General features: G+C 74.8%; 29 protein-coding genes. 18 read left to right on the forward strand and 11 right to left on the reverse strand.

The genetic code is table 11. The features are described from left to right. The first annotated feature begins 228 nt into the window (after positions 1 to 228). The 3 genes from CLV72_RS08580 to CLV72_RS08590 all read left to right on the forward strand — a co-directional run bounded on the left by CLV72_RS08580 (position 229) and on the right by CLV72_RS08590 (position 2664). A complete protein-coding gene (locus tag CLV72_RS08580; RefSeq protein WP_106242665.1) occupies positions 229 to 966 on the forward strand; it encodes an SDR family NAD(P)-dependent oxidoreductase in 738 nt (245 codons plus the stop codon). A gap of 137 nt (positions 967 to 1103) precedes the next feature. Next, complete coding sequence (locus CLV72_RS08585) at positions 1104 to 1859, forward strand: hypothetical protein (protein ID WP_106242667.1); 756 nt, start codon at positions 1104 to 1106, stop codon at positions 1857 to 1859. Then, the gene (locus CLV72_RS08590; RefSeq protein WP_106242670.1) at positions 1852 to 2664 is read left to right on the forward strand and encodes a class I SAM-dependent methyltransferase; all 813 of its coding nucleotides are present in this window, start codon (positions 1852 to 1854) and stop codon (positions 2662 to 2664) included. Before CLV72_RS08585 ends, CLV72_RS08590 begins: the two co-directional genes overlap by 8 nt. Here CLV72_RS08590 and CLV72_RS08595 read toward each other — a convergent pair. The 3 genes from CLV72_RS08595 to CLV72_RS32090 form a co-directional block, all read right to left on the reverse strand. Beyond that, a complete protein-coding gene (locus CLV72_RS08595) occupies positions 2661 to 3638 on the reverse strand; it encodes an alpha/beta hydrolase (protein WP_106242672.1) in 978 nt (325 codons plus the stop codon). The two genes, CLV72_RS08590 and CLV72_RS08595, sit on opposite strands and share 4 nt — an antisense overlap. 96 nt (positions 3639 to 3734) lie before the next feature. Then, positions 3735 to 4244, reverse strand: a complete 510-nt coding sequence (locus tag CLV72_RS08600; RefSeq protein ID WP_106242675.1) for an O-acetyl-ADP-ribose deacetylase — start codon at positions 4242 to 4244, stop codon at positions 3735 to 3737. Between the two features lie 60 nt (positions 4245 to 4304). After that, positions 4305 to 4673, reverse strand: a complete 369-nt coding sequence (locus CLV72_RS32090) for an STAS domain-containing protein (protein WP_170140921.1) — start codon at positions 4671 to 4673, stop codon at positions 4305 to 4307. Between the two features lie 398 nt (positions 4674 to 5071). On the opposite strand from CLV72_RS32090, the gene CLV72_RS08610 reads away from it, so the two are divergent. After that, positions 5072 to 5275 carry a cold-shock protein gene (locus tag CLV72_RS08610; protein ID WP_106242681.1) on the forward strand — a complete coding sequence of 68 codons (204 nt, stop codon included), beginning with the start codon at positions 5072 to 5074 and terminating at the stop codon, positions 5273 to 5275. Positions 5276 to 5435: 160 nt separating this feature from the next. After that, on the forward strand, positions 5436 to 6503 hold the full coding sequence (locus tag CLV72_RS08615; protein ID WP_106242685.1) for a fatty acid desaturase family protein: 1068 nt from the start codon (positions 5436 to 5438) through the stop codon (positions 6501 to 6503). 13 nt (positions 6504 to 6516) lie between these two features. Here CLV72_RS08615 and CLV72_RS08620 read toward each other — a convergent pair whose 3' ends face one another. Next, entirely contained in the window at positions 6517 to 7044 is a 528-nt protein-coding gene (locus tag CLV72_RS08620; RefSeq protein ID WP_106243588.1) for a TIGR03668 family PPOX class F420-dependent oxidoreductase, read from the reverse strand. Between the two features lie 178 nt (positions 7045 to 7222). Between CLV72_RS08620 and CLV72_RS08625 the strand changes: the two genes are divergently transcribed. The 3 genes from CLV72_RS08625 (at position 7223) to CLV72_RS08635 (ending at position 10984) form a co-directional block, all read left to right on the forward strand. Next, on the forward strand, positions 7223 to 7585 hold the full coding sequence (locus tag CLV72_RS08625; RefSeq protein ID WP_106242689.1) for a BlaI/MecI/CopY family transcriptional regulator: 363 nt from the start codon (positions 7223 to 7225) through the stop codon (positions 7583 to 7585). Positions 7586 to 7589: 4 nt separating this feature from the next. Next, complete coding sequence (locus CLV72_RS08630; protein WP_106242692.1) at positions 7590 to 8510, forward strand: M56 family metallopeptidase; 921 nt, start codon at positions 7590 to 7592, stop codon at positions 8508 to 8510. A 113-nt stretch (positions 8511 to 8623) separates the two neighbouring features. Next, a complete protein-coding gene (locus tag CLV72_RS08635; RefSeq protein ID WP_106242696.1) occupies positions 8624 to 10984 on the forward strand; it encodes a hypothetical protein in 2361 nt (786 codons plus the stop codon). Positions 10985 to 11009: 25 nt separating this feature from the next. Here the strand turns inward: CLV72_RS08635 and CLV72_RS08640 are convergent, their stop codons facing one another. Further along, positions 11010 to 11378: a VOC family protein gene (locus CLV72_RS08640; protein ID WP_106242698.1), complete on the reverse strand. Its 369-nt coding sequence runs from the start codon at positions 11376 to 11378 to the stop codon at positions 11010 to 11012. Positions 11379 to 11511: 133 nt separating this feature from the next. Between CLV72_RS08640 and CLV72_RS08645 the strand changes: the two genes are divergently transcribed. Further along, a complete protein-coding gene (locus tag CLV72_RS08645) occupies positions 11512 to 12189 on the forward strand; it encodes a hypothetical protein (RefSeq protein WP_106242701.1) in 678 nt (225 codons plus the stop codon). Between the two features lie 15 nt (positions 12190 to 12204). Here CLV72_RS08645 and CLV72_RS08650 read toward each other — a convergent pair whose 3' ends face one another. The 4 genes from CLV72_RS08650 to CLV72_RS08665 form a co-directional block, all read right to left on the reverse strand. Continuing rightward, positions 12205 to 13035 (reverse strand): TIGR03620 family F420-dependent LLM class oxidoreductase, encoded by an 831-nt coding sequence (locus CLV72_RS08650; protein ID WP_106242704.1) that lies wholly within the window; start codon positions 13033 to 13035, stop codon positions 12205 to 12207. 401 nt (positions 13036 to 13436) lie between these two features. Beyond that, complete coding sequence (locus tag CLV72_RS08655) at positions 13437 to 13760, reverse strand: DUF2516 family protein (protein ID WP_106242706.1); 324 nt, start codon at positions 13758 to 13760, stop codon at positions 13437 to 13439. A gap of 522 nt (positions 13761 to 14282) precedes the next feature. Next, a complete protein-coding gene (locus tag CLV72_RS08660) occupies positions 14283 to 14702 on the reverse strand; it encodes a hypothetical protein (protein WP_106242710.1) in 420 nt (139 codons plus the stop codon). A 64-nt stretch (positions 14703 to 14766) separates the two neighbouring features. Next, the gene (locus CLV72_RS08665) at positions 14767 to 15252 is read right to left on the reverse strand and encodes a helix-turn-helix domain-containing protein (protein ID WP_106242713.1); all 486 of its coding nucleotides are present in this window, start codon (positions 15250 to 15252) and stop codon (positions 14767 to 14769) included. Positions 15253 to 15399: 147 nt separating this feature from the next. Here CLV72_RS08665 and CLV72_RS08670 point away from each other — a divergent pair, with 147 nt between their 5' ends. Genes CLV72_RS08670 through CLV72_RS08680 form a run of 3 tightly spaced genes read left to right on the forward strand, consistent with a single transcriptional unit; the run spans position 15400 to position 17158 of the window. Further along, entirely contained in the window at positions 15400 to 15993 is a 594-nt protein-coding gene (locus CLV72_RS08670) for an ArsR/SmtB family transcription factor (protein ID WP_106242716.1), read from the forward strand. A gap of 2 nt (positions 15994 to 15995) precedes the next feature. Then, the gene (locus tag CLV72_RS08675; RefSeq protein ID WP_170140922.1) at positions 15996 to 16406 is read left to right on the forward strand and encodes a VOC family protein; all 411 of its coding nucleotides are present in this window, start codon (positions 15996 to 15998) and stop codon (positions 16404 to 16406) included. Positions 16407 to 16411: 5 nt separating this feature from the next. After that, positions 16412 to 17158: an SRPBCC family protein gene (locus tag CLV72_RS08680; RefSeq protein ID WP_106242719.1), complete on the forward strand. Its 747-nt coding sequence runs from the start codon at positions 16412 to 16414 to the stop codon at positions 17156 to 17158. An 82-nt stretch (positions 17159 to 17240) separates the two neighbouring features. Here the strand turns inward: CLV72_RS08680 and CLV72_RS08685 are convergent, their stop codons facing one another. Then, the gene (locus CLV72_RS08685; RefSeq protein ID WP_245930006.1) at positions 17241 to 18236 is read right to left on the reverse strand and encodes a neutral zinc metallopeptidase; all 996 of its coding nucleotides are present in this window, start codon (positions 18234 to 18236) and stop codon (positions 17241 to 17243) included. Positions 18237 to 18389: 153 nt separating this feature from the next. Between CLV72_RS08685 and CLV72_RS08690 the strand changes: the two genes are divergently transcribed. Next, the gene (locus CLV72_RS08690) at positions 18390 to 20108 is read left to right on the forward strand and encodes a DUF2207 domain-containing protein (RefSeq protein WP_106242721.1); all 1719 of its coding nucleotides are present in this window, start codon (positions 18390 to 18392) and stop codon (positions 20106 to 20108) included. 37 nt (positions 20109 to 20145) lie between these two features. Here CLV72_RS08690 and CLV72_RS08695 read toward each other — a convergent pair whose 3' ends face one another. Next, positions 20146 to 20508: a BP74-related protein gene (locus tag CLV72_RS08695; protein ID WP_106242725.1), complete on the reverse strand. Its 363-nt coding sequence runs from the start codon at positions 20506 to 20508 to the stop codon at positions 20146 to 20148. Between the two features lie 273 nt (positions 20509 to 20781). Here CLV72_RS08695 and ygfZ point away from each other — a divergent pair, with 273 nt between their 5' ends. From ygfZ to CLV72_RS08720, 5 genes are all read left to right on the forward strand, one after another. Beyond that, positions 20782 to 21795, forward strand: a complete 1014-nt coding sequence (gene ygfZ / locus CLV72_RS08700) for a CAF17-like 4Fe-4S cluster assembly/insertion protein YgfZ (protein WP_106242728.1) — start codon at positions 20782 to 20784, stop codon at positions 21793 to 21795. 145 nt (positions 21796 to 21940) lie between these two features. Beyond that, the gene (locus CLV72_RS08705) at positions 21941 to 22492 is read left to right on the forward strand and encodes a hypothetical protein (protein WP_106242731.1); all 552 of its coding nucleotides are present in this window, start codon (positions 21941 to 21943) and stop codon (positions 22490 to 22492) included. Positions 22493 to 22609: 117 nt separating this feature from the next. Continuing rightward, entirely contained in the window at positions 22610 to 23419 is an 810-nt protein-coding gene (locus CLV72_RS08710; RefSeq protein ID WP_106242733.1) for a MerR family transcriptional regulator, read from the forward strand. Positions 23420 to 23468: 49 nt separating this feature from the next. Then, positions 23469 to 23801 (forward strand): YnfA family protein, encoded by a 333-nt coding sequence (locus tag CLV72_RS08715; RefSeq protein WP_106242736.1) that lies wholly within the window; start codon positions 23469 to 23471, stop codon positions 23799 to 23801. Between the two features lie 11 nt (positions 23802 to 23812). Beyond that, entirely contained in the window at positions 23813 to 24487 is a 675-nt protein-coding gene (locus CLV72_RS08720; RefSeq protein WP_106242739.1) for a mycothiol-dependent nitroreductase Rv2466c family protein, read from the forward strand. Positions 24488 to 24514: the final 27 nt, after the last annotated feature.

Raw genomic sequence — 24514 nt, forward strand, 5'->3', positions numbered from 1 at the left:
CGCGATCCTGCGCGGCCCGGGCGCCGTCCTCTCACGCACCGCCGCACCACCTCCCACGGGGGCAACCGCGCCGGGCGCGGGGGCTGTTCCCGCGACTTGACGCAGCGAACCGACGCACGGATTCAGTGTGCCGACCGGGCCCGGCCGCGGCCGCACCGGGGGCGGGGCCCGCGGGGCGCGGCCGTTCGCGGTTTCGCCCGCCACCGGCCGGACCAGCACAATGGGGGCGTGACCAAGACAGCGGTAGTTACCGGAGCAAGCAGCGGCATCGGCGCGGCCACCGCGCGCCGGCTGGCCCAGGAGGGCTTCCAGGTGGTGGTCGCGGCCCGGCGGCGCGACCGGCTCGACGCGCTGGCCGACGAGATCGGGGCGCGCGCCGCCGCCCTGGACGTGACCGATTCCGCGTCGGTGGCGGCCTTCGCCGACACGCTGCCGCACTGCGACGTGCTGGTGAACAACGCGGGCGGCGCGGTGGGGATGGAGACGGTGGCCGAGGCCGACGTCGACGCCTGGCGGACGATGTACGAGACCAATGTGCTCGGCACCCTGCACATGACCAAGGCGCTGCTGCCGAAGCTGATCGCCTCCGGCGACGGCCATGTGCTCAACGTCACCTCCACGGCGGCGCGCCTGTACTACGAGGGCGGCGCCGGGTACAACGCCGCCAAGTCGGGTCAGGCGGCGCTGACCGAGGTGCTGCGGGTGGAGCTGCTCGGGCAGCCGGTGCGCGTCACCGAGGTGGCGCCCGGGCTGGTGCGCACCGAGGAGTTCAGCCTGGTCCGCTACCGCGGCGACGCCGAGCGGGCCGCCAAGGTCTACGAGGGCGTCGTCGACCCGCTCAGCGCCGACGACGTCGCCGACTGCATCGCGTGGGCGCTCACCCGCCCCGCGCACGTCAACATCGACCAGCTGGTGGTGCGCCCGCGCGCCCAGGCGGGGCGGAAGCTGCACCGCGAGAGCCGCTGAGCGCGCGGCCGGGGCGGGCCCGGGCCTGAGTAGCCGCGCGCCGGGGCCTGAGTAGCGCGGCGGTGCCGCCCGGCTTCCCCGGCCGGGGACACTGGCGGCGCCCCGCACCCGCCCCCGCCCCGCGAGGAGGACAGCCCGTGTCCAGGATCTGGCTCGTGTTCGCGACCGTCGTCGTCACGCTCGCCACGCTGCTGCTGGTGTACCTGCTGGAGGTCCCGCTCCAGGTGGTGCTGACCGTCGGCTTCGGCGCGCTCTGCCTGATGTGGCTGGTGGTGCTGCTGACGGTGCCGTGGAACGTCTACTTCGGCGCCTGGTCGCTGATCCACGACATCCGGCTCAGCCGGGAGCGCGGCATCGAGGTGCCCGCCGAGCGCGAGACCGAGGCGCGGCGGATCGCCCGCCGGATGCTGGTCGCCGCGATCGCCGCCCACCTGGTCTCGGCGGGCGTGATCGCCGTCATCACCGTCTTCTCCGGTGCGGAGGTCGGCTACTACTTCGTCGGCTTCTACCTGCTCAGCACCTTCCTGCGTCCGGCCGGCGCCTACTTCAGGCACCTGCGGAAGCGGATCGCGGAGCTGGGCCGCGAGACCACCCACCCGCGCGACGACGTGCTCACCCTCAAGGAGCGGGTCGCCGCCCTGGAGGCGGGGCTGAAGCGGCACGACGAGGCGCGCGAGGAGGCCGACCTCGCCGCCGCCGAGCGCGCCGAGCGGACCGCCGCCGCGCTGGAGGAGCTGCGACGGGAGTCGCTGGACCGCGACCGCGCGCTGGAGGCCGAGCTGGACGCGGTGGGACGCCGCTTCGAGGACGCCATCAGCACCCTCACCGACAACCAGGAGCTGATCGCCGGGGTCAAGGCCTTCCTGCGGCTGGTCAGGGAGCAGCGTGCCTGAGGCCCGGGCGCGGCCCCGCCGGGCCGAGGGGCAGGTCACCCGGGGCACCACCGCGCCCAACCGGCTGCGCCGGATCGACCGGTGGATCGTCGGCACCCGCTCGGGGCTGCTGCGCGGCGGGCCGCCGCCGCTCGTGGTCGACCTGGGCTTCGGCGCCTCGCCGGTGACCACCGTCGAACTGTTCGGGCGGCTGCGCGCCGTCCGCGCGGACGTGTCCGTCGTGGGCCTGGAGATCGACCCCGAGCGGGTGGCCGCCGCCCGGCCCCACCTGCGGCCGGGCCTGGACTTCGCCCACGGCGGCTTCGAACTGCCGGTGGCCCGGCCGCCGGTGCTGGTGCGGGCGCTGAACGTGCTCCGCCAGTACGACGAGGCGGCGGCCTACGCCGGCTGGGCGGCGCTACGCGCCCGGCTCGCCCCCGGCGGACTGCTGGTCGAGGGCACCTGCGACGAGACCGGCCGGCGGGCGGTGTGGGCGGCGGTGGCGCCGGACGGCCCGGTCAGCATCACCTTCGCCGCGCACCTGGGCTCCTTCACCCGCCCGTCGGCGCTGGCCGAGCGGCTGCCCAAGACCCTCATCCACCGCAATGTGCCCGGCGAGCCCGTGCACGCCTTCCTGCGGGAGTGGGACGCCGCCTGGGACCGGGCGGCGGGCTACGCCGCCTTCGGCAAGCGGCAGCGGTGGGTGCGGGCGGCCGCCGGGCTGCGCGGCCGCTGGCCGCTGCTGGACGGCCCGTCGCGCTGGCGCCTGGGCGAGCTGACGGTGCCGTGGCGCACACTCGCGCCGGTGGGCCGGGCGCGCGGCTAGGAGGTGGCGGCGGGGTACTGCCAGCCGTTGACCAGGAAGTCGGTCGCCTCGTCCAGGGTGGGCGTCCAGGCGTCGAAGGTGTGGCCGCCGGGCGGGAACAGCGTCTCGACGTGGACGTCGCGCTCACGCAGGATCTCGGCGAAGCGCTCGGCCTCGCCGTGGATGGAGCCGATCTGCAGCGGGGTGCGGTCGTCTTCGCCCTCGATCAGCATGAAGCGCAGCCGGTGGGTGCCGGGGTCCTCGATGAGGTGGTCGGGGGCGTGCTCGTCGTCGGGGTCGGGGCCGAAGGTGCCCGAGGGGTCGTCCACCCGGAAGTAGCCCGCCCAGCTCACCACCTGGCTGTACAGCTCGGGGTGGCGCAGCGCCAGCGCCGCGGAGCCGTAGCCGCCCATCGAGAAGCCGCCGATGGCGCGCAGCGCGGGATCGCGGCGGTTCTCGCCCTCGACCTCCTCGATGGCGGTCTCGGTGACGAAGGTCTCGATCCGGAAGCTGCCGTCGACGTCGTCGCCCCACTCGGTGTCGGAGCCGTCGTCGGCCTGGCCGTGCGGCGCCGCGATGACGAACTCGACGCCGGTGCGGCACATCTCGGCGTCCAGCAGCGGGCCGATGTCGGCGTCGCGGATGGTGGTGTGGTGGGTGGTGGAGCCGTGCAGCAGGTACAGCACCGGCATGTCGGCGCGGTCGGGGCCGGGCGGGCGGCGCACCCAGATCTCCCGCTCGCCTCCCGGCGCGCCTTCGTCGTCGATCCGCAGGATCTCGTCTTCGCCGGGTTCGTCACAGACGGCTACATTTCCGGGCGCGGCCGGGATGCTCGGCGCGGGCCGGGTGGCCTGCGGCAGCAGCTGCGCGCCGGAGAACTCGAAGACCTGCGGACGGTCGCCGCCGGGCAGGCCGGGACCGGCGCTGAGCACCAGGGCCAGCACCAGGACGGCTGCGGAGCCGATGGCGGTGAGGAGTACCCGCGAACGAGACACGGGACAAGAGTACGGTGCCGCCGGCGGGCGTCGAACCGTCGGCGGACCATCATTTGGTCACGGTAAGTGATCGACTTCGGGGCGCCGGCCGGCGCCTCAGCCCGCGGCCGCCCGCTCGAAGGCGGCGTAGGCGCCGGGGTCGAACAGCACGAAGCGGATCTCGTCCAGCTCGTTGGGGGTGGCGCGCACGGTGCCCACCGCGATCCTGGCCGCGTCGTCCATCGGCCAGCCGTAGACCCCGGCGGAGACGGCCGGGAAGGCGATGGTGCGGGCGCCCAGCTCGGCGGCGACCCGCAGCGACTCCCGGTAGCACGACGCCAGCAGCCCGGAGCGGTCCTCGCGGGCGGAGTGGACGGGTCCGACGGTGTGCACCACCCAGCGGGCCGGCAGCCGCCCGGCGGTGGTGGCGACGGCCTGGCCGGTGGGCAGCCCGTCGGGGTGGCGCTCGGCGCGCAGCTCGCGGCAGGCCGCCAGGATCTCCGGGCCGCCGGCCCGGTGGATGGCGCCGTCGACGCCGCCGCCTCCGAGCAGGGAGGAGTTGGCCGCGTTCACCACGGCGTCGACCCGCTGCTCGGTGATGTCTCCCAGGACGAGCTCGATCGGCACGGCGCTGCGCTCCTCACGGACGGGCGGTCTGGTGCCGCCATTGTGCCCGTGCGCCCGGGCTCACAGCGCGGCGGGCGCGGCGGCCGCCGCCTCGGCCGCGGTGGCGTGGATGATGAAGCCCTCGTCCAGGCCGGTCAGCCGGAGCAGGGCCCGCACCCGCGGCGGCGGCCCCGCCAGCACCAGGCCGAACCCGCCGTCCTCGGCGCGCCGCTGCGCGCCGACCAGCAGCGCCAGGCCGGAAGTGTCCGCGAAGACGACCTCGGACAGGTCGATGATCACCGGGCCGGCGGCGTCCGCCAGCGTGTGCATGATCCGGTCGCGGACGGCGGCGGTGGTGGCGACGTCGAGTTCGCCGCCGAGCGCGATCAGGGTGTGTCCGGGCAGGCGGCGGGTTGTCAGCCGCACCCGGGTGTCGGGTTCGTTCGTCATCGGTGCCTCATCTCCACGGCGCCGGGCGCGGGCGCGCGCCGCCGTGCGGGTGGGGTCGCGGCGGGTCCGGCCTGCTCCGGGTGGAGTCGGCGTCGCGCCGCGGAATCCGCGGGCGTGACGGTGAGACCACGAGCACGAAGACCTTGACTGTGAGGTGGAACGCGGTCCGCCGGCCGCGAATTCCGGATCCGGCGCCGGGGCGGGGAATTTCCCGGGCCGCCAATGTGCTGTACGGAGTGGTTGTAGTCGAAGTTTGCGATCGTGAAAGCGCCCGTGAAGTTCTGACAGCGGGCGTTTGACCGTCTTTGCAAGGGTTTCCTCTTCGAGGGCGGGCGGCCGGCAGCCGCGGACCGCGCGAATGCGCGGGTCCGAGCAGCACGCCATTGAAGGAGAAACACATGACCAACGGAACCGTGAAGTGGTTCAACTCCGAGAAGGGCTTCGGCTTCATCGCACCCGACGACGGCACGCCCGACGTCTTCGTGCACTTCTCGGCGATCGACATGGGCGGCTACCGCTCGCTGGAGGAAGACCAGAAGGTCGAGTTCTCCACGGTGCAGGGTCCCAAGGGTCTGCAGGCCGATGTGGTCCGCGCCCTCTGAGGCCTACACCTCTAGATCACTGATCAGGCAGGTCCGCGGTGCGGGCCTGCCTGAGCCGTACCGGCACCGCCGACGGCTCGGGGCCGTGTATCCTCCCGGCCCTTCCACCCCTCCACCATCCCGGGGCCGGCGTCGGCCGGTAGGCCCGTAGGAGGTACACGTGACCGCACCCAGTAGGGACCGGAGTGTCCAAGCGGCTCCGGCCCGCGAACGGGGCAGCGACTACGCGCTGCTGTCCCGTGAGGTCAAGCAGGCCGGGCTGCTCAAGCGCCGCCCCGGCTACTACTCCGTCAAGATCGCCGTCAACCTGCTGCTGCTCGCGGCCGGCTGGACCGCCTTCGCCCTGATCGGCGAGTCGTGGTGGCAGCTGCTCGTCGCCGCCTTCCTGGCGGTGATGTTCACCCAGACCGCGTTCATCGGCCACGACGCCGGCCACCAGCAGATCTCCACATCCCGCCGCGTCAACACGCTGCTCGGCCGGCTGCACGGGAACCTGCTCGTCGGCCTCGGCTACGGCTGGTGGAACACCAAGCACAACCGGCACCACGCCCACCCCAACGAGGTCGACCGCGACCCCGACATCGGCGGTGCAGCGCTCGCCTTCACCGAGGACTCCGCCCGCGGCCGCCGCGGGGCGCACGCGTGGCTGGGCCGCCACCAGGCGTGGCTGTTCTTCCCAATGCTGCTGCTGGAAGCCTTCCACCTGCACGTCGCCAGTGTGCGCGCACTGCTGGCGCGCGACGGCGGCACGACGAGGTCCCGGCTGCTGGAGGGCTCGCTGCTCGCGGTGCACTTCGCCGGCTACCTCACCGCCCTGTTCTGGGTGCTGACACCGGCCCAGGCGGTGTGCTTCCTGCTGGTCCAGCAGGGCCTGTTCGGGCTGTACATGGGCTGCTCGTTCGCGCCCAACCACAAGGGCATGCCGGTCTACGCCAAGGGCACCGCCCCCGACTACCTGCGCCGCCAGGTGCTGACCTCGCGCAATATCCGGGGCGGCCCCTTCACCGACTTCACGCTCGGCGGGCTCAACTACCAGATCGAGCACCACCTGTTCCCGTCCATGCCCCGGCCAAGTCTGCGCCGCGCCCAGGCGGTGGTGCGCGCCTTCTGCGCCCGGCACGGCGTCGCGTACCACGAGACGGGGCTGCTGGACTCCTATGCGCAGGTGCTGCGCCACCTGCACCGCGTCGGCGGGCCGCTGCGGCTGCGCCCCGAACTGGAGTACTGACCGCCCGGCGCGCTCACCGGTACGACCAGCCGCTCCAGCGGCGCACGTCGACCACGATGACGGGCCCGTCGGGGCGCTCGGCGCGGTACGGGGCGTAGCGGGCCGCGAGCCGGTCGAGCGCGGCCGCGCGCTCGGGCCCGCTGTGCAGCACCCGCGCCGAGCCGTCGGCGCGGGCCCACCACAGCGCGGTCCAGTCGTCGTCGTAGTGGTCGGCGAGCAGCGCGACCTCGGGATCGGCGGCGATGTGCGCGAGGCGGCGCAGCCGGGCGGTGCTCTTGGGCTTGCCGTCGACGGCCGTGGCCAGGGTGTCTTGGTGCACGGCGAAGACGACGGGGACCAGGTGGGGGCGGCCCTCGGGCCCGACCGTGGCCAGCCGGGCCACCCGCTGCGCGGCGAAGCGCTCGCGGGCCTCGTCAGGTGGCAGCGTGCTCAGCGGCGGTCCCTCCCCGGATCGGCGGACGCGCCCGGACGGCGCGTACGGGTTCGGACATTCCCCGGACGGGGTGAGGCGATGCGCGAAATGTGGTTTGGTAGGGACCATGTGGGCGTCCAGGGCGGGAATCACCGGACCGGGCGGCGGATCCGCGCCGCGCGGGCCGAGGCGCGTTCCCGGGCACGCGTCCATGTCCCCCCGGGTGAGATTCGCCTTTCCGGCACGTCAGCCTTTGCTGGCCTCCCCCACTACGCCAGGTAGTACGACGCCGAGTAGACTCAGAGCCATGAATCGGCTCGGCGACCTCGAACGCGCAGTCATGGACGTCCTGTGGGGGCGGTCCGAGCCCCTGACCGTGCGCGATGTCGGCCGTGCGCTCGCCGACCGCGACCTCGCGCACACCACGGTGATGACCGTGCTCGACCGCCTGGCGAAGAAGGGCATCGTCGACCGCAGCCGCGACGGCCGCGCCTGGCGCTACCGTCCGGCGGCCAGCCGGGAGAGCTACGTCACCGAGCTGATGTTCGACGCGCTGGAGCAGACCGGGGACAAGGACGCCGCGCTCGCCGCCTTCGTGCGCTCGATGAGCGGCGACGAGGCCGAGGTGCTGCGGCGCGCACTCTCCGAGATCGAGCATCCGAGGACGTGACACCATGGTCAGCGCCGTCCTACTCGCCTCCATCGCCGTGGGCTGCATGTACGCGGCGCGTCGGCTGCGGCGGGCCGCGTGGCCGCTGCGGGGGCCGCACGCCGCGGTGGTGGCGTGGCAGGCCATCGGCCTGGCGTGGGGCTTCGCCGCGATCGGCGCGCTGCTCGCGGTCGGGCTGCTCCCCTACGGCCAGGGCGTCGTGGGCGGGCTGCTCGCGCTCGCCGGCGAACTCGCCTCGCCCACCGGCCTGACCACCGTCGGCCCCTTCCAGCTGGCGGCCATCGGCGCCGCCGCCGGGCTCACCGGGCTGCTGCTGTGGATGCTGGTCGCCTCCTTCGTGGCGGTGATGCGGGCCAGGCAGCGCCACCGCGAGCTGCTGAACCTGGTCGGCCGCGGCCACCCCGAGCTGCCGGGCGCGCTGGTGCTCGACCACCCCGCCGCGGCCGCCTACTGCGTGCCGGGCGTGCGCTCCCAGGTGGTGGTGAGCGCCGGCACCCTCGCCCTGCTCGACCGGGGCGAACTGGACGCGGTGATGGCCCACGAGCACGCCCACCTACGCGAGCGCCACGACCTCGTGCTGCTGCCCTTCGCCTCGCTGCGCCGCGCCTTCCCCGGCGTCGGCGTGGTGGAGTCGTCCTACGCCGCCGTCGGGCTGCTGATCGAGATGTGCGCCGACGACCAGGCGCGGCGGCAGCTGGCCGCGCGCACCCTCGCCATGGCGCTGCTGCGCATCGGCGCGGCCGGGCCGGGCCGGGTGCCCTCGGGGGCGCTGAGCGCCGCGGGCACCGAGCACGACGTGGTCACCCGGGTGTCGCGGCTGCTGGAGCCGTCGGCCGCGCTCTCGCGCCGCGCCCAGCTGGCCATCCTCGGCGCCTCCGCCGGGCTGATGGCCGCCACCTTCGCGCTGTGGAACCTGCCGCTGTGAGCCGCCGCCGCACGGCCGGTCCCGGCCGATCCGGAAGAAGCCGCTGAGAAGCACTGTCACGGCGCGTCGTCCTGGCGCATGCTGAGAGTCACGGCGACGACGGCGAGGACGGCATGGACGCGAATCCCGGGCGCTGGCGGGCGATCGAGCTGCGGATCCACGGGGTCAGCGGCACCCCGGCCGATGAACTGCTGGACTGCGTGCCCTCGGTGCGCGTGCTCGGCGACGGACTGGCCGGCTTCTTCCGGCTCCGCCGCGATGTGGAGCCGCCGCCGGGCGATGTCGTCAAGGAGGCGTACACCTGGGGGAACCTCACCTCGGGCCGCTCCTCGCGGGCGCTGTGGCTGCTGCTGCTCCCGTTCATGCTGGCCAATCTCGCCTACTGGATGCGGCCCCGGCAACTGGGCGGCGGCTACGGCGCCGCGCACAACGCCGTCAACCACGTCTACGACGCGGTGGTGCGGCTGCTCGCGCTGTCGCTGACCCTGCTGCTGGCGCTGGCCTCGGCGGGGGTGTCGATGGACATCGTCGCCTGGCAGTGCGCGTCCACCGCGGCGTGCGGCAGCGAGGGCTGGCTGCACGTGGTGTCCACCGGCTGGTGGGCCTCGCCCGGGCGCAGGCTGGCGCTGGCGGCGGCGGTGCCAGTGCTGGTGGTGGGGGTGCTGTGGCGGCTGTCGCACCGCGCCTGGAAGGACTACGAGACCGACCGCTCCGCCGACCCCGTGCACCGGGAGGCCGAGGCGCCGCTGTCGCGGCCGGGCTTCTGGCGGGGCCGGGCGATCGTGGGGCGGCTGCGCACCGTGCACGTGTCGGCCTCGCTGGCGGCGGTGGCCGGGCTGCTGGCCCTGGCACCCTGGCGGGCCGACGACGCGGCGGGCGCGGGCGCCCAGGCGGCGGTGGGCTGGTGGCTGGTGCTGGTCGCGGCGGTGCTGGCCGGGCTGTGCACGCTGCTGGCGATGCTGGAGAGCTGGCCCGGCTCGGGGCGCCGGTGGCCGGGGCGGCTCGGCGCCGCGTACCCGTTCGTGCGGGCGGCGTCGATCCTCACCCTGGTGGCGGCGGCGGGCTACGCGTGCGTGCCCCGGCCGGGCTGGGCGGCGGCCGGGCCGCTGCCCGGCTTCTCAGGGCTGCTGGCCGGGCTGTTCCTGGCGCAGTGCGTGCTGCTGCTGGCGCTGCTGGTGGTGACGGCGCTGCTGTACACCACCGGCAGGCAGCACCGTGCCGCGGCGCTGCGCGGGCTGGCCGGGCCGCTGACGGCGGCGCTGGGCGTGCTGCTGGGCGGCGCCTTCTCGGCGGCGGTGGCGATCCGCTCCGCGGGCTGGCTGGGCGGCTGTCCGATCGGGCCGAGCACGCCCGAGGCGGGCTGCGTGCCGTTCAGCCTGCCGGGCGCCTACGCGTGGGTGCTGGTGGGCTTCACAGTGGAGGCGCTGACGGCGCTGCTGATGGTCGCGGGCCTGTGGTTCGCCTACCGGCGGCTGGCGGTGGGCATGCGTGAGCCGGTGGTGCGGCAGTACGGCTCCGACGCCGACCCCGGGCGCACCGACGAGATCGCCCGGGGGCGTGCGCTGGGCCGGCTCACCGAGGCGCTGCCGGTCTGCCTGGTGGCGCTGATGCTCCCTGCGCTGGCCCTGGTGGTGGTGACCTTCGGGACCGCCTCCGGCGGCCGGGTGGACGCGCTGCTGACCCAGGCGGTGGCCGACGAGGCGCTGTACGTGCCGACCCTGGCGCTGGGCGACATGCCGGAGCCGCTGCTCGGGTCGGTGGACGCGATGGTCACCCTGGGCACCTGGCTGAGCGGGCTGCTGCTCATCGGGCTGGTCTTCCTCGGCCGCACCGCCTACGTGAACCGGCCGGTGCGGCAGGCGGTCGGCATCCTGTGGGACGTCGGCACCTTCTGGCCCCGCGCCGCCCACCCGCTCAGCCCGCCCTGCTACGCCGAGCGCAGCGTGCCGCAGCTGGTGAGCCGGGTCAGCGCGGCCGTGCGCGAGGGCGTGGGCGTGGTGCTGTCGGGCCACTCCCAGGGTTCGGTGCTGGCCGCCGCCACCATCTGGCAGCTGCCGGAGGACTGCCAGGGCAAGGTGGCGCTGCTCACCTACGGCTCGCCGCTGGACCGCCTGTACTCGCGCTACTTCCCGGCCTACTTCGGCCCGGTCGCCTTCGAGGACCTCAACGCCCGCACCGCCACGTGGACCAACCTGTGGCGCACCACCGACCCGATCGGCGGCCAGATCCACCTGCCGCGCGGCCGCACGGTACCGCCGGGCGAGCCGCTGCCCGACCCCCGCGAGTACGACCCCGGCCCCGGCGACGCCCTCTACCCGCCCGTCGAGGCGCACGGCCGCTACACCGAGGACCCCGACTACCGCCCGGCCCTGCTCGCCGCCGCCACCGCCAGCGCCGACGCCGTCACGGGCACCCCGGCCCCGAACGTCCCGGCCCAGCGCCAGGGCACCCCGTCGCCGGAGGGGGCGGGCTAGGCCCGGACGGCACGGCGCCCGCGCGTCAGCCCCGGCCGGTGTCGATGACGCAGAAGCGGTTGCCGTCGGGGTCGGCGAGGACGACGAAGTCGGCGTCCTCGGGATAGAGCTCCCAGGCGACGCGCCGCGCGCCCAGGGCGAGCAGCCGCTCGACCTCGGCCGCCTGGTCGGCGGCGTCGCCCGCGTAGAGGTCGAGGTGGACACGGGGGCGGTCCTGGGCCGGGGTCTTGCTGCGGCCCAGCGACAGCTGCACGCCGGCGCCCTGTGCGGGCCGCAGCACCGCCCAGTCCGCCTCGGGCTCCTCGCGCGGGACGTAGCCCAGCGCCCGCGTCCAGAAGGCGACGGCGCGCGGTACGTCGGCCACGCCCAGTACGACCGATCCGATGCTCAGCATGGGGCGAGTGAAGCAGAGGCGGCCGATCTGCCGTAAGCGGCGGCGGATCGGGAACGATGGAGGACGGCCGGAGGTCTGACTCCGCGCACTGCACACTGGGCACTGGGCACGGTGCCGATCGTGAGGAGCGGCCATGACATCGGCGATCATCGGACTGGTCGGTGCGCTGCTCGGCGCGCTGATCACCCTGTTCGGGGCGGTGCTGACCGAGCACCGGCAGGCGCGCCGCGAAGAGCGGAAGTGGCGCCGCGACCAGCGCGCCGCCGCCTACGACGGGGCGCTGCGGCACCTGCTGCGCGCCGCGAACCTCCGGTCGGAGTTCGACGGAGGCGGCGGTTCGGCCGTCCTCAGGCAGGAGCACCAGCGCGAGTGGTTCGACGACCTGGTCCAGGCCCAGTTCTGGCTGCACGCCGCGACGCGCCACTGCGGCGCCGCCCAGCTGGACCGGATCACCGGCGCGGCCGAACTCCTCGACGGCCACGTGGCGCGCCTGGGGTCCGGCGACCGCTACGACAGCAAGGGCTTCTCGATGCTGCACGTGCTGCGGACCTGCATCCGCACGGTGACCGAGTGCGCCCGCGAGGACGGTGGCCGCGGTGAGGCAGCCGCCCGCGGCGGCGTCCCGGCGGCGCCGGCGACCGGAGCGGCCGCCCAAGCGCCCGCCGCGCCGCCCGCCATGCCGTGGCCCGAGTCGTCGCAGATCCCGATGGGCGGGGCGGTGCCGCAGATCGCGATGGGCGACCCGCCCTCCCTGATCGACAACATCGGCATGCGCCCCTCGGCGCGCGCCGAGGACGAGCCGGGCCCCTGAGCCCGTCCGGCCCGGTCAGCCGATGAGGGCGTCCGCGAGCGCCCGCCACTCCGCGTGCGGGACGGCGCCGGGGTCCGTCGACTGGACGCCGAGGACGACCTGGTCGGCGCCGGCGTCGAGGTGGCGGCGGACCCGGGCGGCGACGGCGTCGACCCCGCCCCAGGCGACCAGGCCGTCGATCAGGCGGTCGCTCGTCGCGGCGATGTCGTCGTCGGTGAAGCCCATCCGGCGCAGGTTCTGCGGGTAGCCGCCGACCGTGGACAGGAAGGCGATCGACTCGCGGACCGTGTCCCGGGCCAGGCGCGGATCGCTTTCCACGACGACGTACTCCATGACGGCCAGGGCGGCCCGCTCACCGAGGATCCGGCGGGCGTGGGCGGTGAACTCCGGGGTTACCAGCAGCGACAGCGCTCCGGCGGCGCGGTCGCGGGACAGCTCCAGCATCCGCGGCCCCAGGGCCGACAGCACGCGGGCCCCGGCCGGGACCGGCGGGTCGGCGGCGTCCAGGCTGTCGAGGTAGGCGTTCATGGTGCGCAGCGGGCGTTCGCCGTGCGTCCCGCCCAGTCCGGCGATGAGCCGCCCGGGATCGCTCGCCTCGATCTCGCGGCGCAGCGCGACCACGTCCTCGGGCGGGTACACCCGGGCCGGGATGATCGCGCTCCCCACGGGGATCGACTCGGTCGCGCGGATCACCTCGCGCAGCGGGTCCAGCGTCGCGAGCTGGCCGCCGGCGATCCAGATCGCCGAGTAGCCGAGCTTCTCCAGGGTGGCGGCGTGGTCGAGGTGTCCGCCGTCCGCCCGCACGTCGAGCGTCACGCCGATGGGTCCGAGATCGAGCCGTGTCATGTGCCTGCGCCTTTCGGTGATGGTCCTGCACCGGACGGCTGCGACGGTAAAGGCTCAAGCATGGTTGAGGTCAACTGGCGGGGTCCCGGATGGGTGTCTTCCGGGGGCTGCGAGGCGGCGGCCGACGCGCCGCGGACGGCCGGGCTCACGCCGTGGACTCCAGCCGGCGGGCTTCTCGCGATGGGCTGCGGCGGACCGGGAAGCGCGGCCGGTGCCGTGCTCGCGCCGGCAGGCTCCGCCCGACCGGCTTCTTCGATGGGCTGCGGCGGCCGGAGGACCGCGGCCGACGCCCACTTCGGTGCCGACGCCGTCCACCGATGCGGGGGCGAACGGAGACGGTGCCGCCCCGGAGTTCGGGACGGCACCGTCGCGGATCAGGTCCTGGCGGGCGCGGTGCGCGCCTACCAGGGGCCGTAGGGGCCGTTGTTGCTTCCGCCGGACTTGCCCCGGTAGGGCTTCACGGCCGGGCGGACGTCGACGAGGAAGACGCAGCCGGCCACGAAGGCGCCGACCGTGAGGAAGCCGATCGGGCTGATCATCTGTACGGCGCCGGCGAGTCCGCAGACCGTGGCGATACCCAGGATGATGAGCCAGATCTGCTTGGTCATCTTGCTCGCGGCGGTGTACGCGCTCGCCGGCGTGCGCACCGCCTCCACGAGCGCGACCAACTCGACCACGAAGGCCGCGATGGCCAGAGCCCAGAACAGATACACCACGAATTGCATGGCCGGTAGATCACTCCTGTCGTCGCCGCTACCGCTGAGGCCCGCCCCGCACCGCGCCGCCGCCGCGGCCCGGCGCCGGGAGCGCCGCCCGGAGGGCGGACCGCTCCCCGGGACCAGGGGGAGTCCCCTTGCTTTCAAGTCTTCCGTGCGCGGGCCGTGACGGGCCAGTCCCGATCCGGCAACTGTGGAAAACTCCGGCCCACCGGGCCGGCTTGTGCACAGATTCCGATCCGCCCGGCCCCGCGACCGCCGGAACTGCCAGGATTGTGATCAAGGGGTCTCCCCCTCCGACGGCCGTCTGTGGTTCAACGGGGCCGGGACCCCTGAGGGTTCCCGGCCCCGTGCCGGTGGCGGGGCCGGCGGCGGCCTCCACGGCCGACCGCCCGACCACCGTCGAGGCCGGCCGTAGGCGGCCGACGCGGCGGGGGCGCCCGCCTTGACCGACGTCAGCCGGTCGCGGTTCTTCCGGGCGCGGCCCGGTCGGTCGGCCGCGCGGCCGGTCGGCCTGGGTGCGTCCGCCCGTCAGCTGCCCGAGGCGGCCTGGCCGCCCGGCGTGGTCGGCTCGGTCGAGTCGGCCGGCTTGCTGTCGACCACGGTCACGGTCGGCACGGCCTCGGCGCGCTCGGCGGCCTCGCGGGCGGCCTCGGTGGCGCGGGCGCGCTCGGCGGCCTCCAGCTGGGCGTTGGCCCGACGGTTGGCGCGCTCCATGGCCACTCGGCCGCGCTCGGCCAGCTGGTCCACGATCTCGCTCGCCTTGGAGCCCACCACGCCCGCGTAGGCGACGGCGCGGTCCTGGAGCTTGGCGAAGTCGCTGCGCTCCTGCGCCTGGCGCAGCCGGTCGGGCACGGTGCGGATGGTCTCGGCGGCGAGGTCGCCCGCCCCGGCCACGGCGTAGAAGGCCTTGCTCTCGCGGAGCTTCTTCATCTCATCGGTCAGCGGCATGTCTTCGGTCCCTTCGGGTGACTGGTCTCCGGCCTATGGGTCTTCGTGCGGCGGCTCGGCGCCGTCAACGGCTCGCGCCCGCCTCGGAGGCGTCGGCCCGCGGGCCCGCCTCCGCCGGTACGTCGGGCGCCTCGCTTTCGGCCGACGGGCTGTCCGTGGTGGTCGTCCGGCCGTTCTCGGCCTCGCCGCCACCGTGGACGTCGCCGGTCCGTTCGTTCTCCTTGCGGAAGGACTCGTAGATCTCCAGCAGCACCTGCTTCTGCCGGTCGTTGATGCCCCGGTCGGCGAGCACCGCCCGGCGCACGTCGGACCCGGCCCCGCTCTCGTCCAGGAATCCCGCCTGGACGTAGAGCGCCTCGGCCGAGATCCGCAGCCCCTTGGCGATCTGCTGCAGGATCTCCGCGCTCGGCTTGCGCAGGCCCCGCTCGATCTGGCTCAGGTACGGGTTGGACACCCCGGCCGCCTGCGCGAGCTGCCGAAGCGAGATCTTCGCCTGCTCGCGCTGCTGCCGGATGTACTCGCCGATCGAGTCGACCTTGAGCGTCGCCATGCCCAGAAGCCTATCCACGGCGCTTGCAATTGCAAGCGTTCTGCTTGCAACAGGCACGTGAACCGAGTCACGTTATATCTCGACTACTCGTCGGCCGACCACTTCAACGTCCTTGACAAATTAAATTGTCGGTGCGACGGTAGGGCCATGCACGACGTGGCGGTGATCGACGATCCGAAGGCGGCCGAGGCCTCACTCGACCCGGTGCGCGCCAGGCTCCTCGCCGAACTGGCCGAACCAGGCTCGGCGACCACACTGGCGCAGCGGGTCGGGCTCACCCGGCAGAAGGCCAACTACCACCTGCGCGCGCTGGAGCGGCACGGGCTGGTCGAGCTGGTCGAGGAGCGGCGCAAGGGCAACTGCACCGAGCGCGTACTGCGGGCCACCGCGGCCTCGTACGTGATCTCGCCGAGCGCCCTGTCGGCGGTCGAACCCGACCCCGAGCGCTCGCGCGACCAGCTGTCGGCGCGCTGGCTGCTCGCGCTGGCGGCGCGGCTGGTGCGCGACGTGGGCGAGCTGGTCACCTCCGCGGCCAAGGCCCGCAAACGGCTGGCCACCTTCGCCATCGACGGCGAGGTCCGGTTCGCCTCCGCGGCCGACCGCGCCATGTTCGCCGAAGAACTGGCCGGGGCAGTGACGTCGCTGGTCTCCAAGTACCACGACGAGTCCGCGTCCGGCGGGCGCTCGCACCGCATCGTGATCGCCGTGCACCCGACGGTCCGACGAGAAGAGAAGGGTTGATCATGTACGTTCCGGTCACCAGCATCCTGGTCGATGACCAGGAGAAGGCCCTGGAGTTCTACACCGGCGCGCTGGGCTTCGTGAAGAAGCACGACATCCCGGCCGGCGGCGCCCGGTGGCTGACCGTCGTCTCGCCCGAGGCGCCCGACGGCGTCGAGCTCCTGCTCGAACCCGACGGCAACCCGGGCATCCAGATCGGCGGCGAACCGGCCGCGCAGGTGTACAAGCGGACGCTCTACGACGCGGGCATCCCGTTCACCATGCTCGGCAGCACGGACCTCCAGCAGGACTACCGGCGGATGCGGGAGTACGGCGTCAACTTCACCCAGGAGCCGACGAAGACGGATTTCGGTGCGCAGGCCGTGTTCGACGACACCTGCGGCAACCTCATCGTCCTCACCCAGCAGGACTGACCGCGGTGGACGAGCACCGGCGCCTGGCCAAGGAGATCGAGCTGGCCGCCGCCCCTGAGCAGGTGTGGCGGGCGGTCTCCACCCCGGAGGGCATGTCGGTCTGGTTCGTGCCGCACGAGCAGACGGATGGACGGATCGAGGCCGACTTCGGCGGCGGCAGCACCCAGATGGGCCAGGTGCTGGAGCACGAGCCGGGCCGGCGGATCGTCTACGGGGCGCCCGGCCCGGACGGCGCCCCGCCGATGACGATCGAGTTCCTGGTCGAGGGCGGCGAGGGCGGTACCACGGTGCTCCGCCTCGTCCAGAGCGGCTTCTTCGGCGGCGACGACTGGGAGGCCGAGTACGACGGCTTCGGCGCGGGCTGGGAGATGTTCCTGCACAACCTGGCCGAGTACTTCCGGCACTTCGCCGGGCTGCCGGTGGCCAATGTGATCGCCACCGGGTTCACCGACCGGCCCGGCGCGGCGGTCTGGGCCGATCTGCTCGCCCGCCTGGGCGCCGACCCGGCGATCGGCGAGCGGGTGCGGCTCGCCCCCGAGGGCGTCGAACCCGTCGAGGGCGCGGTGGACCTGCGCGGCGGCATGCTGCTGGGCGTCCGCACCCGAGACGGCCTGGTCCGGTTCATGGTCGACGACCTGCACCGCATGGTGAGCACCACCCAGTACTTCTACGGCGTCGCGGTCGACCGCGCCTCGCGCACCGCCGCCTGGCAGTCCTGGATCGACCGGCTCACCGGGGACGGGGCGTCCTGAGGACCCTCGGAACGCGCAGGGGGCCGCGCCGCCTACGGCGCGGCCCTCGTGCCGGCCGGCGCCGGTCGCCGCCCCGCTCGCCTCAGCGCACCGACGCCTCCGCCGCCGACCAGGTGTCGCAGGCGCCCGGGTCGCTCTCGGCCAGGCCGCGGGCGAGCCAGTCGCGGGCGTTCTCCGGGGTGCCGTGGGTGCGCTCGGCGGACGCCGAGCCGTCGCCGCGGGCGTAGGCGTCGGCCAGGGCGGCGGCGCGCTGCTCCTCGCCCACGGGGAAGCTGTCGGCGACGCTGCCGAGGAAGACGCCGGACAGGCAGTTGGCCTGGAGTTCGCTGCGGCGGGTCCAGGTGTGGGCCTCGGCGGCGCCGTCGGCACGGCGGCGGCGGTCGTGCATGTAGCCGAGGATGCCCGCCTCCATCTGCACGTGGTGGGCGTACTCGTGCCCGATGAGGCTGCCGTAGACGACGGGCTGCTCGGCTCCGGCCGAGTTGTGCACGACGTCGTCGACGCCGATGTAGAGGCCCTTGTTGGCGGCGCAGTAGAAGGCGGCGCTGCCGTTGAGCGGGTAGTCGCCGCACGGGCTGCGGCCCGGGACGGTCCAGAACACCCGTTCCGGCGCGCCGAAGGGCATGCCGGTGTCGGCGAACTCGGCCGCCCAGGTGGCGTCGAGGCAGTCGGTGGTGGCGTGCAGGAAGGCCGTCATCGACGCTTCGTCGTGGATGGCCAGCTCCGGCGGCTCGCACACCGACGTGGGCAGCGGGCCGGCCGTGTAGAGGGGGTTGTCGGTGAGCGCCCGCTGCCCCGAGGGGCGGGTGCCGGGCGGGCGGCCGTCCTCGGGCGTCGCCAGGCCGGACGGCTCGCCGAAGCGCCCGGGCCCGGCGGTGGTGCGCTGGTCGGAGTCGGTGAGCAGCGCGGCCACCGCGACGATCCCGGCCAGCGCGAAGGCCAGCACACCGAGCACCAGCGCGAAGGCGGTGCCGAGGTCCATGCCGCGCCGCCGCTGCGCCGGGAGCGGACGGGGGGCGTAGCGGTCGGCGGCGCGCGCCCGCGCGGGGGCGCCCCCGCCGTGCGACCGCTCGGCCATGCGCGCCCACCGCCTTCCGTCCACTTTGCGGAGACCAAGCCTAGAGCCTGCCGGGGACACCCCGGCGGTGCTTCGCAGCCCCGCCGTGAGCAGGTGCGTACGGTCTTGCGGAGTTCACGGAACGCACCATCGCGCACGGTAAAGTCGGGCCCCATGGTGTGGGTTCGGGGACTTGCCGCCGTGGTCGCGGGGGCGGCCGTCGCGGTCGGCGCGTTCGGAGCCGCACCGGCGGCGGCCGACGTCCTGGGCGGCTCGATCCAGGCGGCCGAGATCGAGCTGAGGGTCGGCACCGACGGTGTGCTCGACGCCCAGGAGACGCTCGTGCTGCGCGCCGGAACCGAGCTGAGCCGCACCTTCGTCACCCGCGCCCCGTACAACGACAGCTACGACCGCGTCTACCGGGTCGACGGCCTCGAAGCGGCGAGCCCGGACGGCAGCCCCGTGCGGCTGAGCGTTGACGAGGGCGCCGACACCACCACCGTCCGCTTCTCCACCCAGGAGGCGGCCGAGGACCAGGTGGTGGTGCTGCGCTACCGGGTGCACGGCGCCACCACCTCGCTGTCGGACAGCGACGAACTCCAGTGGGTGGCGGCCGGGGGCTACAGCGTGCCCGCGGCCGACATCCGGGTCACCGTCACGGCGCAGGCGCCGCCGCTGAACCTGTCGTGCACCGCGGGCGACCCCGCCAGCTCGATGTACTGCACCACCTCGAACATGGGCGGCCACCAGGCGAGCCTGGCCCACTTCGAGCAGGCCAGGCTGGGGCCCGGCCAGGAGCTGGGCGTGGCCGTGGGCTACCCGTCGGGCACCGCACCCGGGGAGCCGCGGCTTGAGCACGTGTCGGCCTTCTGGCGGGCCTTCCAGATCACCCCGTCGGCGGGGGCGGCCTTCGGTGTGCTGCTGGTGGCGCTGGTCGGCGGGGTGGCGCTGCTGATCCGGGTGCGCGGCCGCGACGAACGGGCCCGTCGCGAGCACGCCCCCGAGGGCGACCACGCCCCGGTGGCCGAGCGGCCGGGCGGCGGGCTGGAGTTCCGGCCGCCCGACGGCGTGCACCCGGGGCAGATCGGCACCCTCATCGACGAGCAGGCCGACGTGGTCGACATCACCGCCACCATCGTCGACCTGGCGGCGCGCGGCCACATCGACATCCACGAGCAGGAGCGCGAGCACTTCTCCGCGATCGACTGGCTGCTGCGCAAGCGCACCCCGCCGTCGGGGGATCCGCTGCTGCGCTACGAGAAGGTGCTGCTGGACGCGCTGTTCAACGGCCGCGACGACGTCCGCGTCTCCGAACTCGGCGACACCTTCGCGGCCCGGCTCGCCGAGGTCCGCAGCGAGCTGTACCGCGACGTGGTGCGGCTGGGCTGGTTCGCGCGGCGCCCCGACGCCACCCGGGGGCGCACCGCCACCGTCGGCATCGCGGTGTGCGTGGCGGGGGCGGTGCTCACCGTGGGGCTGGCCTTCTTCACCACCTACGCGGTCACCGGCCTGGCGGTGGTGATCGCGGGCGCGGCGCTGGCCGTGGGCGCGCAGTACATGCCCGCGAAGACCGCCCAGGGCAGCGCGGTGTTCGCGCACACCTTGGGCTTCCGCGAGTACCTGCACCGCGCCGAGGCCGGAGAGGTGCCGACCGAGCAGCGGGTGGAGCTGTTCTCCCGCTACCTGCCGTACGCCATCGTGTTCGACCTGGTCGACCGCTGGGCGCAGATCCTGGCCAGCGCGGGCGCGAACGGCGGCGGCCACGACGACCTGCCCTGGTACCACGGCCCGGCCGACTGGCGGCTGTCGGACTTCGCCGACTCCATCCGCACCTTCACCCTCACCATGTCGGGCGCGATCTCGGCCACCCGCCAGTTCCGCACCCTCAGCTGAGCCCGCGCCGCTCCCGGCGCGGGCTCAGGCGCGCGGGTCAGGCCCCGGCGCGTTCGGGGCTGACCTCGCGGATGACCCGGGAGCTCCAGGGGCACCAGTGGCCGCCGGGGAGGAAGGCGCCGCCCGCCTCGTCCAGGTGGTCGTTGACGTACTGGGTGTTGGCGTCGCACACCTCGATCGCCACCTCGAAGAAGTCGACGGTGTCGGGGTCCAGGCTGAAGTCCCAGCGCGGGTTGTAGGGCATCTGCCTCTTGATGATCCGGCCGTGCACGTGGACCCGCTCCGTCTCCTCGCCGGACACGATCCGGCGGGCGTGCGCGATCCGGGCGTCGTCGGTGAGCTTGAAGACGAACTCCGGTTCGTGCGGGGTGGTGGTGAAGGCGAAGTAGGCATCGGCCATGGTGAACTCCGTTCGTGGCGAATTCCGGCGGGTGGCGCCTCGGCTCCCTACCGGCGGCCGCGACCCTCCCGAGTCGTGCCCGGAGGGTGAGCGCGCGAATACGGAGCGCGGGTCATGGTCGGGGCAGGGAAGCGCAATGCGGGGGCAATTCGCAGGGGATCGCGCTGGGCGGCGAACCCGCGCCGGCATCACCCGCGTGCCGGATCCGCGACGACCTCCGCCGACCACGACTCCGCCCGTCCGGCTCCGTCCCCGACCGCATAGCCTGAAGGCATGAACTCCGTGTCGCTCAGCCTGCCCGGCGCGGTGCCGGGCGCCGCCCCCGACGCCGACGTGGCCGCCCACTACGGCGATCCCGTCGCCGAGCAGCGCGCGCTGGAACGCGCGGCCGGGTGGGTGGACCGGGGGAACCGGGGCGTGCTGCGCGTCACCGGGCCCGACCGGCTCGGCTGGTTGAACGACCTCACCTCCCAGCTCGTGCGCGAGCTCCCGCCGGGCGAGGCCACCGAGGCGCTGGTGCTGGGCCCGCACGGCCACGTCGAGCACCACCTGAGCGCCGTCGACGACGGCACCGCCTTCTGGGCGCACGTCGAGCCCGGCACGATCGGCGCGCTGCACGCCTACTTGGACTCCATGCGCTTCCTGCTGCGGGTCGAGGTGGACGACGTCACGGACTCCTTCACCGTCCTCACCCTCGCCGGCCCCGAGGCGGCCGCGCACGTCCCCGACGGCCTGGTGGCCCGCCGCACCGGCGAAGAGGTCGACCTCTTCGTCCCGACGGAGACCGCCGCCGCCACCGCCCAGGCGCTCACCGCCGCCGGGGTGCGCCCGGCCGGGATGTGGGCCTACGAGGCGCGGCGCATCGCCGCGCACCGCCCCCGCCTCGGCCTGGACACCGACGACCGCACCATCCCGCACGAGACCGGCTGGATCGGCCCGGCCGTCCACCTGGACAAGGGCTGCTACCGGGGCCAGGAGACCGTCGCGCGGGTGCACAACCTCGGCCGCCCGCCGCGCCGCCTGGTCATGCTGCACCTCGACGGCCACGCCGACCGGCTCCCCGCGCACGGCGCACCGGTGGAGGCGGCGGGCCGCGCCGTCGGCTTCGTCGGCAGCGCCGCCCGCCACCATGAACTCGGCCCCATCGCCCTCGCCGTGGTCAAGCGGAACACCCCGGTCGACGCCGAACTGCTGGCCGACGGCATCGCCGCCGCCCAGGAGGTCGTCGTCTCCCCCGACACCGGCGCCAACGCCAACATCACCCTCCGCCGCACCCCGAGGGCCTAGCCGCCGGGGCGCACCGCCCTGACCGCCGGCCGGGCGCACCGCCTTGCCCGCCGCGAGCACCCGCCGCTCCAGGCCGACGGCCTCCGGCGTACACTCACCGGCGCACTGTGCAAGACCATGGCGAACCGAGGGGAACGCATCGTCCGTGCCCGACCACGACGACCCGGCCTGGGGACCGCTCCCGGCCCGGCCGGCCGCGCTGCGCTGGCTGCTGCTGCTCCCGCTGACCCTCCTGTTCCTGCCCCTGTGGTGGGTGCTGTGGGTCCTCTTCGCGATCTGCTGCTACGGCGCGGCGGCCGTCGCCCAGCTGCTCGTCTACCTGGTGCCGCGCGCCGAGACCGGCGCGGTGCGGGTGCTGGACGCCCTGCTGAGCCGGGTGCCGTTCATCCCGCTGTGGTGCGTCACGCCGGTGGCACTGGTGCGGGACGGCGACACGGCGTACTACCGGGCGCGGGTGGACCGGCGCGTCGGGAGGCAGACGCGGCTGGTGGAGACCGCCGGGCCCGCCCGCGAGATCCACCGCGACCTCGACCTCGGCGCGCACTACTACCGGGGCGCGGGCGCCGCTTACGTCCTGGGTGTCGCCTCGGAGCAGGGCTGGCGCCTGCATCCGGTGCTGCGCTCCCATCCCCGGCGCCGCCTCCGGCTGCGCCACGACGGCCGGCCACGGCCGCACCCCGGGAACCGGCCGGCCTAGACGCTCCTCACCCGGGGCCGCCCCAGGCGGCTCGGCCGCGCCGGGGCCGCACGTCCCTGGTCACGGCCGGCCCCGGCACTTGACCTTCGACCCGACTCGAAGGCGTACCGTCGCCCCATGGGCGACTACCGGATCTCCGACCTCGCCGCGCGCAGCGGCTTCCCGGCGAGCACGCTCCGCTTCTACGAGCAGGCGGGCCTGCTCCCGGCCCGCCGCACGGCCGCGGGCCACCGCCGCTACGGCGACACCGACCTCGACCGCCTCGCCCTGATCCGCACCGCCAGGTCCTACGGCCTGCCGCTGCCCGAGATCGGCCGCCTGCTGGCGGTCTGGGAGGGCGGCGCCTGCGGCCCCGTGCGGGCCGCGCTGCGCCCGCTGCTCGCCGAGCGCGCCGAGCGCACGGCCGAGCGCGCCGCCGGACTCGCGGCCGGCGCCGCCGCCCTGGCCGAGGCGGACGCCGCCCTGGCCGCCCCGCCCCCGTCCGGCCCGTGCCGCGACGGCTGCGGCTGCGTCGACCACCGCGCCGCCCCGGCGCGCTTCCCGGACGCCGCACCCGTCGAGCGCGGCGCCGCCCCCGCCGCGTGCGGCCGCGACTGCGCCTGCCGCGCGGACGCGGCGGCTGCCCCGGCCGCCGCCTGCTCGCTGCCCCCGGACGCGATGGCGGCGCGGGTCGCCGCCTGGCGGGCGCTGGCGGCGCGGGCCGTGCGGCGGGAGGCGCGACCTGACGGAGTACGGCTGATCTTTCCGACGGAACCGGAGCTGGCCGCCGAGCTGGCGCGGCTGGCAGCGGCCGAGCTGGACTGCTGCGGCTTCTTCGCCTTCACCCTGGAGCTGGACGCCGAGGGGTTGCGCATGGCGGTGCGGGCGCCCGAGGCGGGCCTCGGCATGCTCGCGGAGCTTTTCGGCGCCGGTCCGTCCGTTCGGTAGCGTTGGCGGGCCGGTCCGTGCCGACGGGCCCCGCGATCGAAGGGCCGCCATGCCGCTCCGCTCCATCCTGCTGTTCGCGCTCGCCGCGCTGGCCGAGATCGGCGGCGCCTGGCTGGTCTGGCAGGGCGTGCGCGAGCACCGCGGCTGGATCTGGATCGGCGCCGGGGTGCTGGCGCTGGGCCTGTACGGCTTCGTCGCCACCCTCCAGCCCGACGCGCACTTCGGCCGCATCCTGGCCGCCTACGGCGGGGTGTTCGTGGCCGGGTCGCTGGTGTGGGGCATGGTGCTCGACGGCTACCGGCCGGACCGCTACGACATCATCGGGGCGCTGATCTGCCTGGTCGGCGTCGCCGTCATCATGTACGCGCCGCGCGGCGGCTGAGAGGACGGACGATGGCGCAGACCACGGCGGGCCCGGAGAACGGCCCGGTCGCGGTGGACTTCTGGTTCGACCCGGCCTGCCCCTACACCTGGCTCACCTCCCGGTGGATGCGGGAGGTCGAGCGGGTCAGGCCCGTCGCGGTGCGCTGGCACGTGATGAGCCTGGCGGTCCTGAACGAGCACCGCGACGAGGACCCCGAGGGCGACACCGAGGGCTACCTGTGGATGCCGGTGCGGATCTGCGCCGCCGTGGCGGCCCACGGCGGCGAGCAGGCGCTCGGCCGCTTCTACACCGCGCTGGGCCGCCGCTTCCACGGGCCCGGCGGCCCGGACTGGGAGGCGGTCCCCGACGCCCTGGCCGAGGCGGGCCTGCCGGTGGAACTGGCCGGGGCCGCCACCGCCACCGAGCACGACGGCGCCGTCCGCGCCTCGCACGGGCGCGCGATGGAGCTGATCGGCGGCGACCACGTCGGTACCCCGGTCATCGCGGTGGACGCCGACCGGGGCCCGGAGGCGACCGCCTTCTTCGGCCCGGTCATCTCCCGGGTGCCGGTGGGCGAGGACGCCGGGCGGCTGTGGGACGGCACCCTGCTGGTCGCGGGTGTGCCGGGCTTCCACGAGCTGAAGGGCCGCCCGCACGAGGCGCCGCGCACCGGCACCGTGCCCGACCGCGACCTCGCCGTGTGACGGACCGCCGCCCGGCACCCCGCCCCC

This window comes from Allonocardiopsis opalescens (assembly GCF_003002095.1).
Classification (GTDB): domain Bacteria; phylum Actinomycetota; class Actinomycetes; order Streptosporangiales; family Streptosporangiaceae; genus Allonocardiopsis; species Allonocardiopsis opalescens.

Excerpts from the sequence above, each read along its gene's own strand:
- CLV72_RS32090 (WP_170140921.1), bottom strand. The coding sequence starts at position 4,673 with ATGACGAACGAACCCGACACCCGGGTGCGGCTGACAACCCGCCGCCTG.
- CLV72_RS08610 (WP_106242681.1), top strand. The coding sequence starts at position 5,072 with ATGACCAACGGAACCGTGAAGTGGTTCAACTCCGAGAAGGGCTTCGGC.
- CLV72_RS08620 (WP_106243588.1), bottom strand. The coding sequence starts at position 7,044 with ATGGTCCCTACCAAACCACATTTCGCGCATCGCCTCACCCCGTCCGGG.
- CLV72_RS08625 (WP_106242689.1), top strand. The coding sequence starts at position 7,223 with ATGAATCGGCTCGGCGACCTCGAACGCGCAGTCATGGACGTCCTGTGG.
- CLV72_RS08630 (WP_106242692.1), top strand. The coding sequence starts at position 7,590 with ATGGTCAGCGCCGTCCTACTCGCCTCCATCGCCGTGGGCTGCATGTAC.
- CLV72_RS08635 (WP_106242696.1), top strand. The coding sequence starts at position 8,624 with ATGGACGCGAATCCCGGGCGCTGGCGGGCGATCGAGCTGCGGATCCAC.
- CLV72_RS08640 (WP_106242698.1), bottom strand. The coding sequence starts at position 11,378 with ATGCTGAGCATCGGATCGGTCGTACTGGGCGTGGCCGACGTACCGCGC.
- CLV72_RS08645 (WP_106242701.1), top strand. The coding sequence starts at position 11,512 with ATGACATCGGCGATCATCGGACTGGTCGGTGCGCTGCTCGGCGCGCTG.
- CLV72_RS08650 (WP_106242704.1), bottom strand. The coding sequence starts at position 13,035 with ATGACACGGCTCGATCTCGGACCCATCGGCGTGACGCTCGACGTGCGG.
- CLV72_RS08655 (WP_106242706.1), bottom strand. The coding sequence starts at position 13,760 with ATGCAATTCGTGGTGTATCTGTTCTGGGCTCTGGCCATCGCGGCCTTC.
- CLV72_RS08660 (WP_106242710.1), bottom strand. The coding sequence starts at position 14,702 with ATGCCGCTGACCGATGAGATGAAGAAGCTCCGCGAGAGCAAGGCCTTC.
- CLV72_RS08665 (WP_106242713.1), bottom strand. The coding sequence starts at position 15,252 with ATGGCGACGCTCAAGGTCGACTCGATCGGCGAGTACATCCGGCAGCAG.
- CLV72_RS08670 (WP_106242716.1), top strand. The coding sequence starts at position 15,400 with ATGCACGACGTGGCGGTGATCGACGATCCGAAGGCGGCCGAGGCCTCA.
- CLV72_RS08675 (WP_170140922.1), top strand. The coding sequence starts at position 15,996 with ATGTACGTTCCGGTCACCAGCATCCTGGTCGATGACCAGGAGAAGGCC.
- CLV72_RS08685 (WP_245930006.1), bottom strand. The coding sequence starts at position 18,236 with ATGGCCGAGCGGTCGCACGGCGGGGGCGCCCCCGCGCGGGCGCGCGCC.
- CLV72_RS08690 (WP_106242721.1), top strand. The coding sequence starts at position 18,390 with ATGGTGTGGGTTCGGGGACTTGCCGCCGTGGTCGCGGGGGCGGCCGTC.
- CLV72_RS08695 (WP_106242725.1), bottom strand. The coding sequence starts at position 20,508 with ATGGCCGATGCCTACTTCGCCTTCACCACCACCCCGCACGAACCGGAG.
- ygfZ (WP_106242728.1), top strand. The coding sequence starts at position 20,782 with ATGAACTCCGTGTCGCTCAGCCTGCCCGGCGCGGTGCCGGGCGCCGCC.
- CLV72_RS08710 (WP_106242733.1), top strand. The coding sequence starts at position 22,610 with ATGGGCGACTACCGGATCTCCGACCTCGCCGCGCGCAGCGGCTTCCCG.
- CLV72_RS08715 (WP_106242736.1), top strand. The coding sequence starts at position 23,469 with ATGCCGCTCCGCTCCATCCTGCTGTTCGCGCTCGCCGCGCTGGCCGAG.
- CLV72_RS08720 (WP_106242739.1), top strand. The coding sequence starts at position 23,813 with ATGGCGCAGACCACGGCGGGCCCGGAGAACGGCCCGGTCGCGGTGGAC.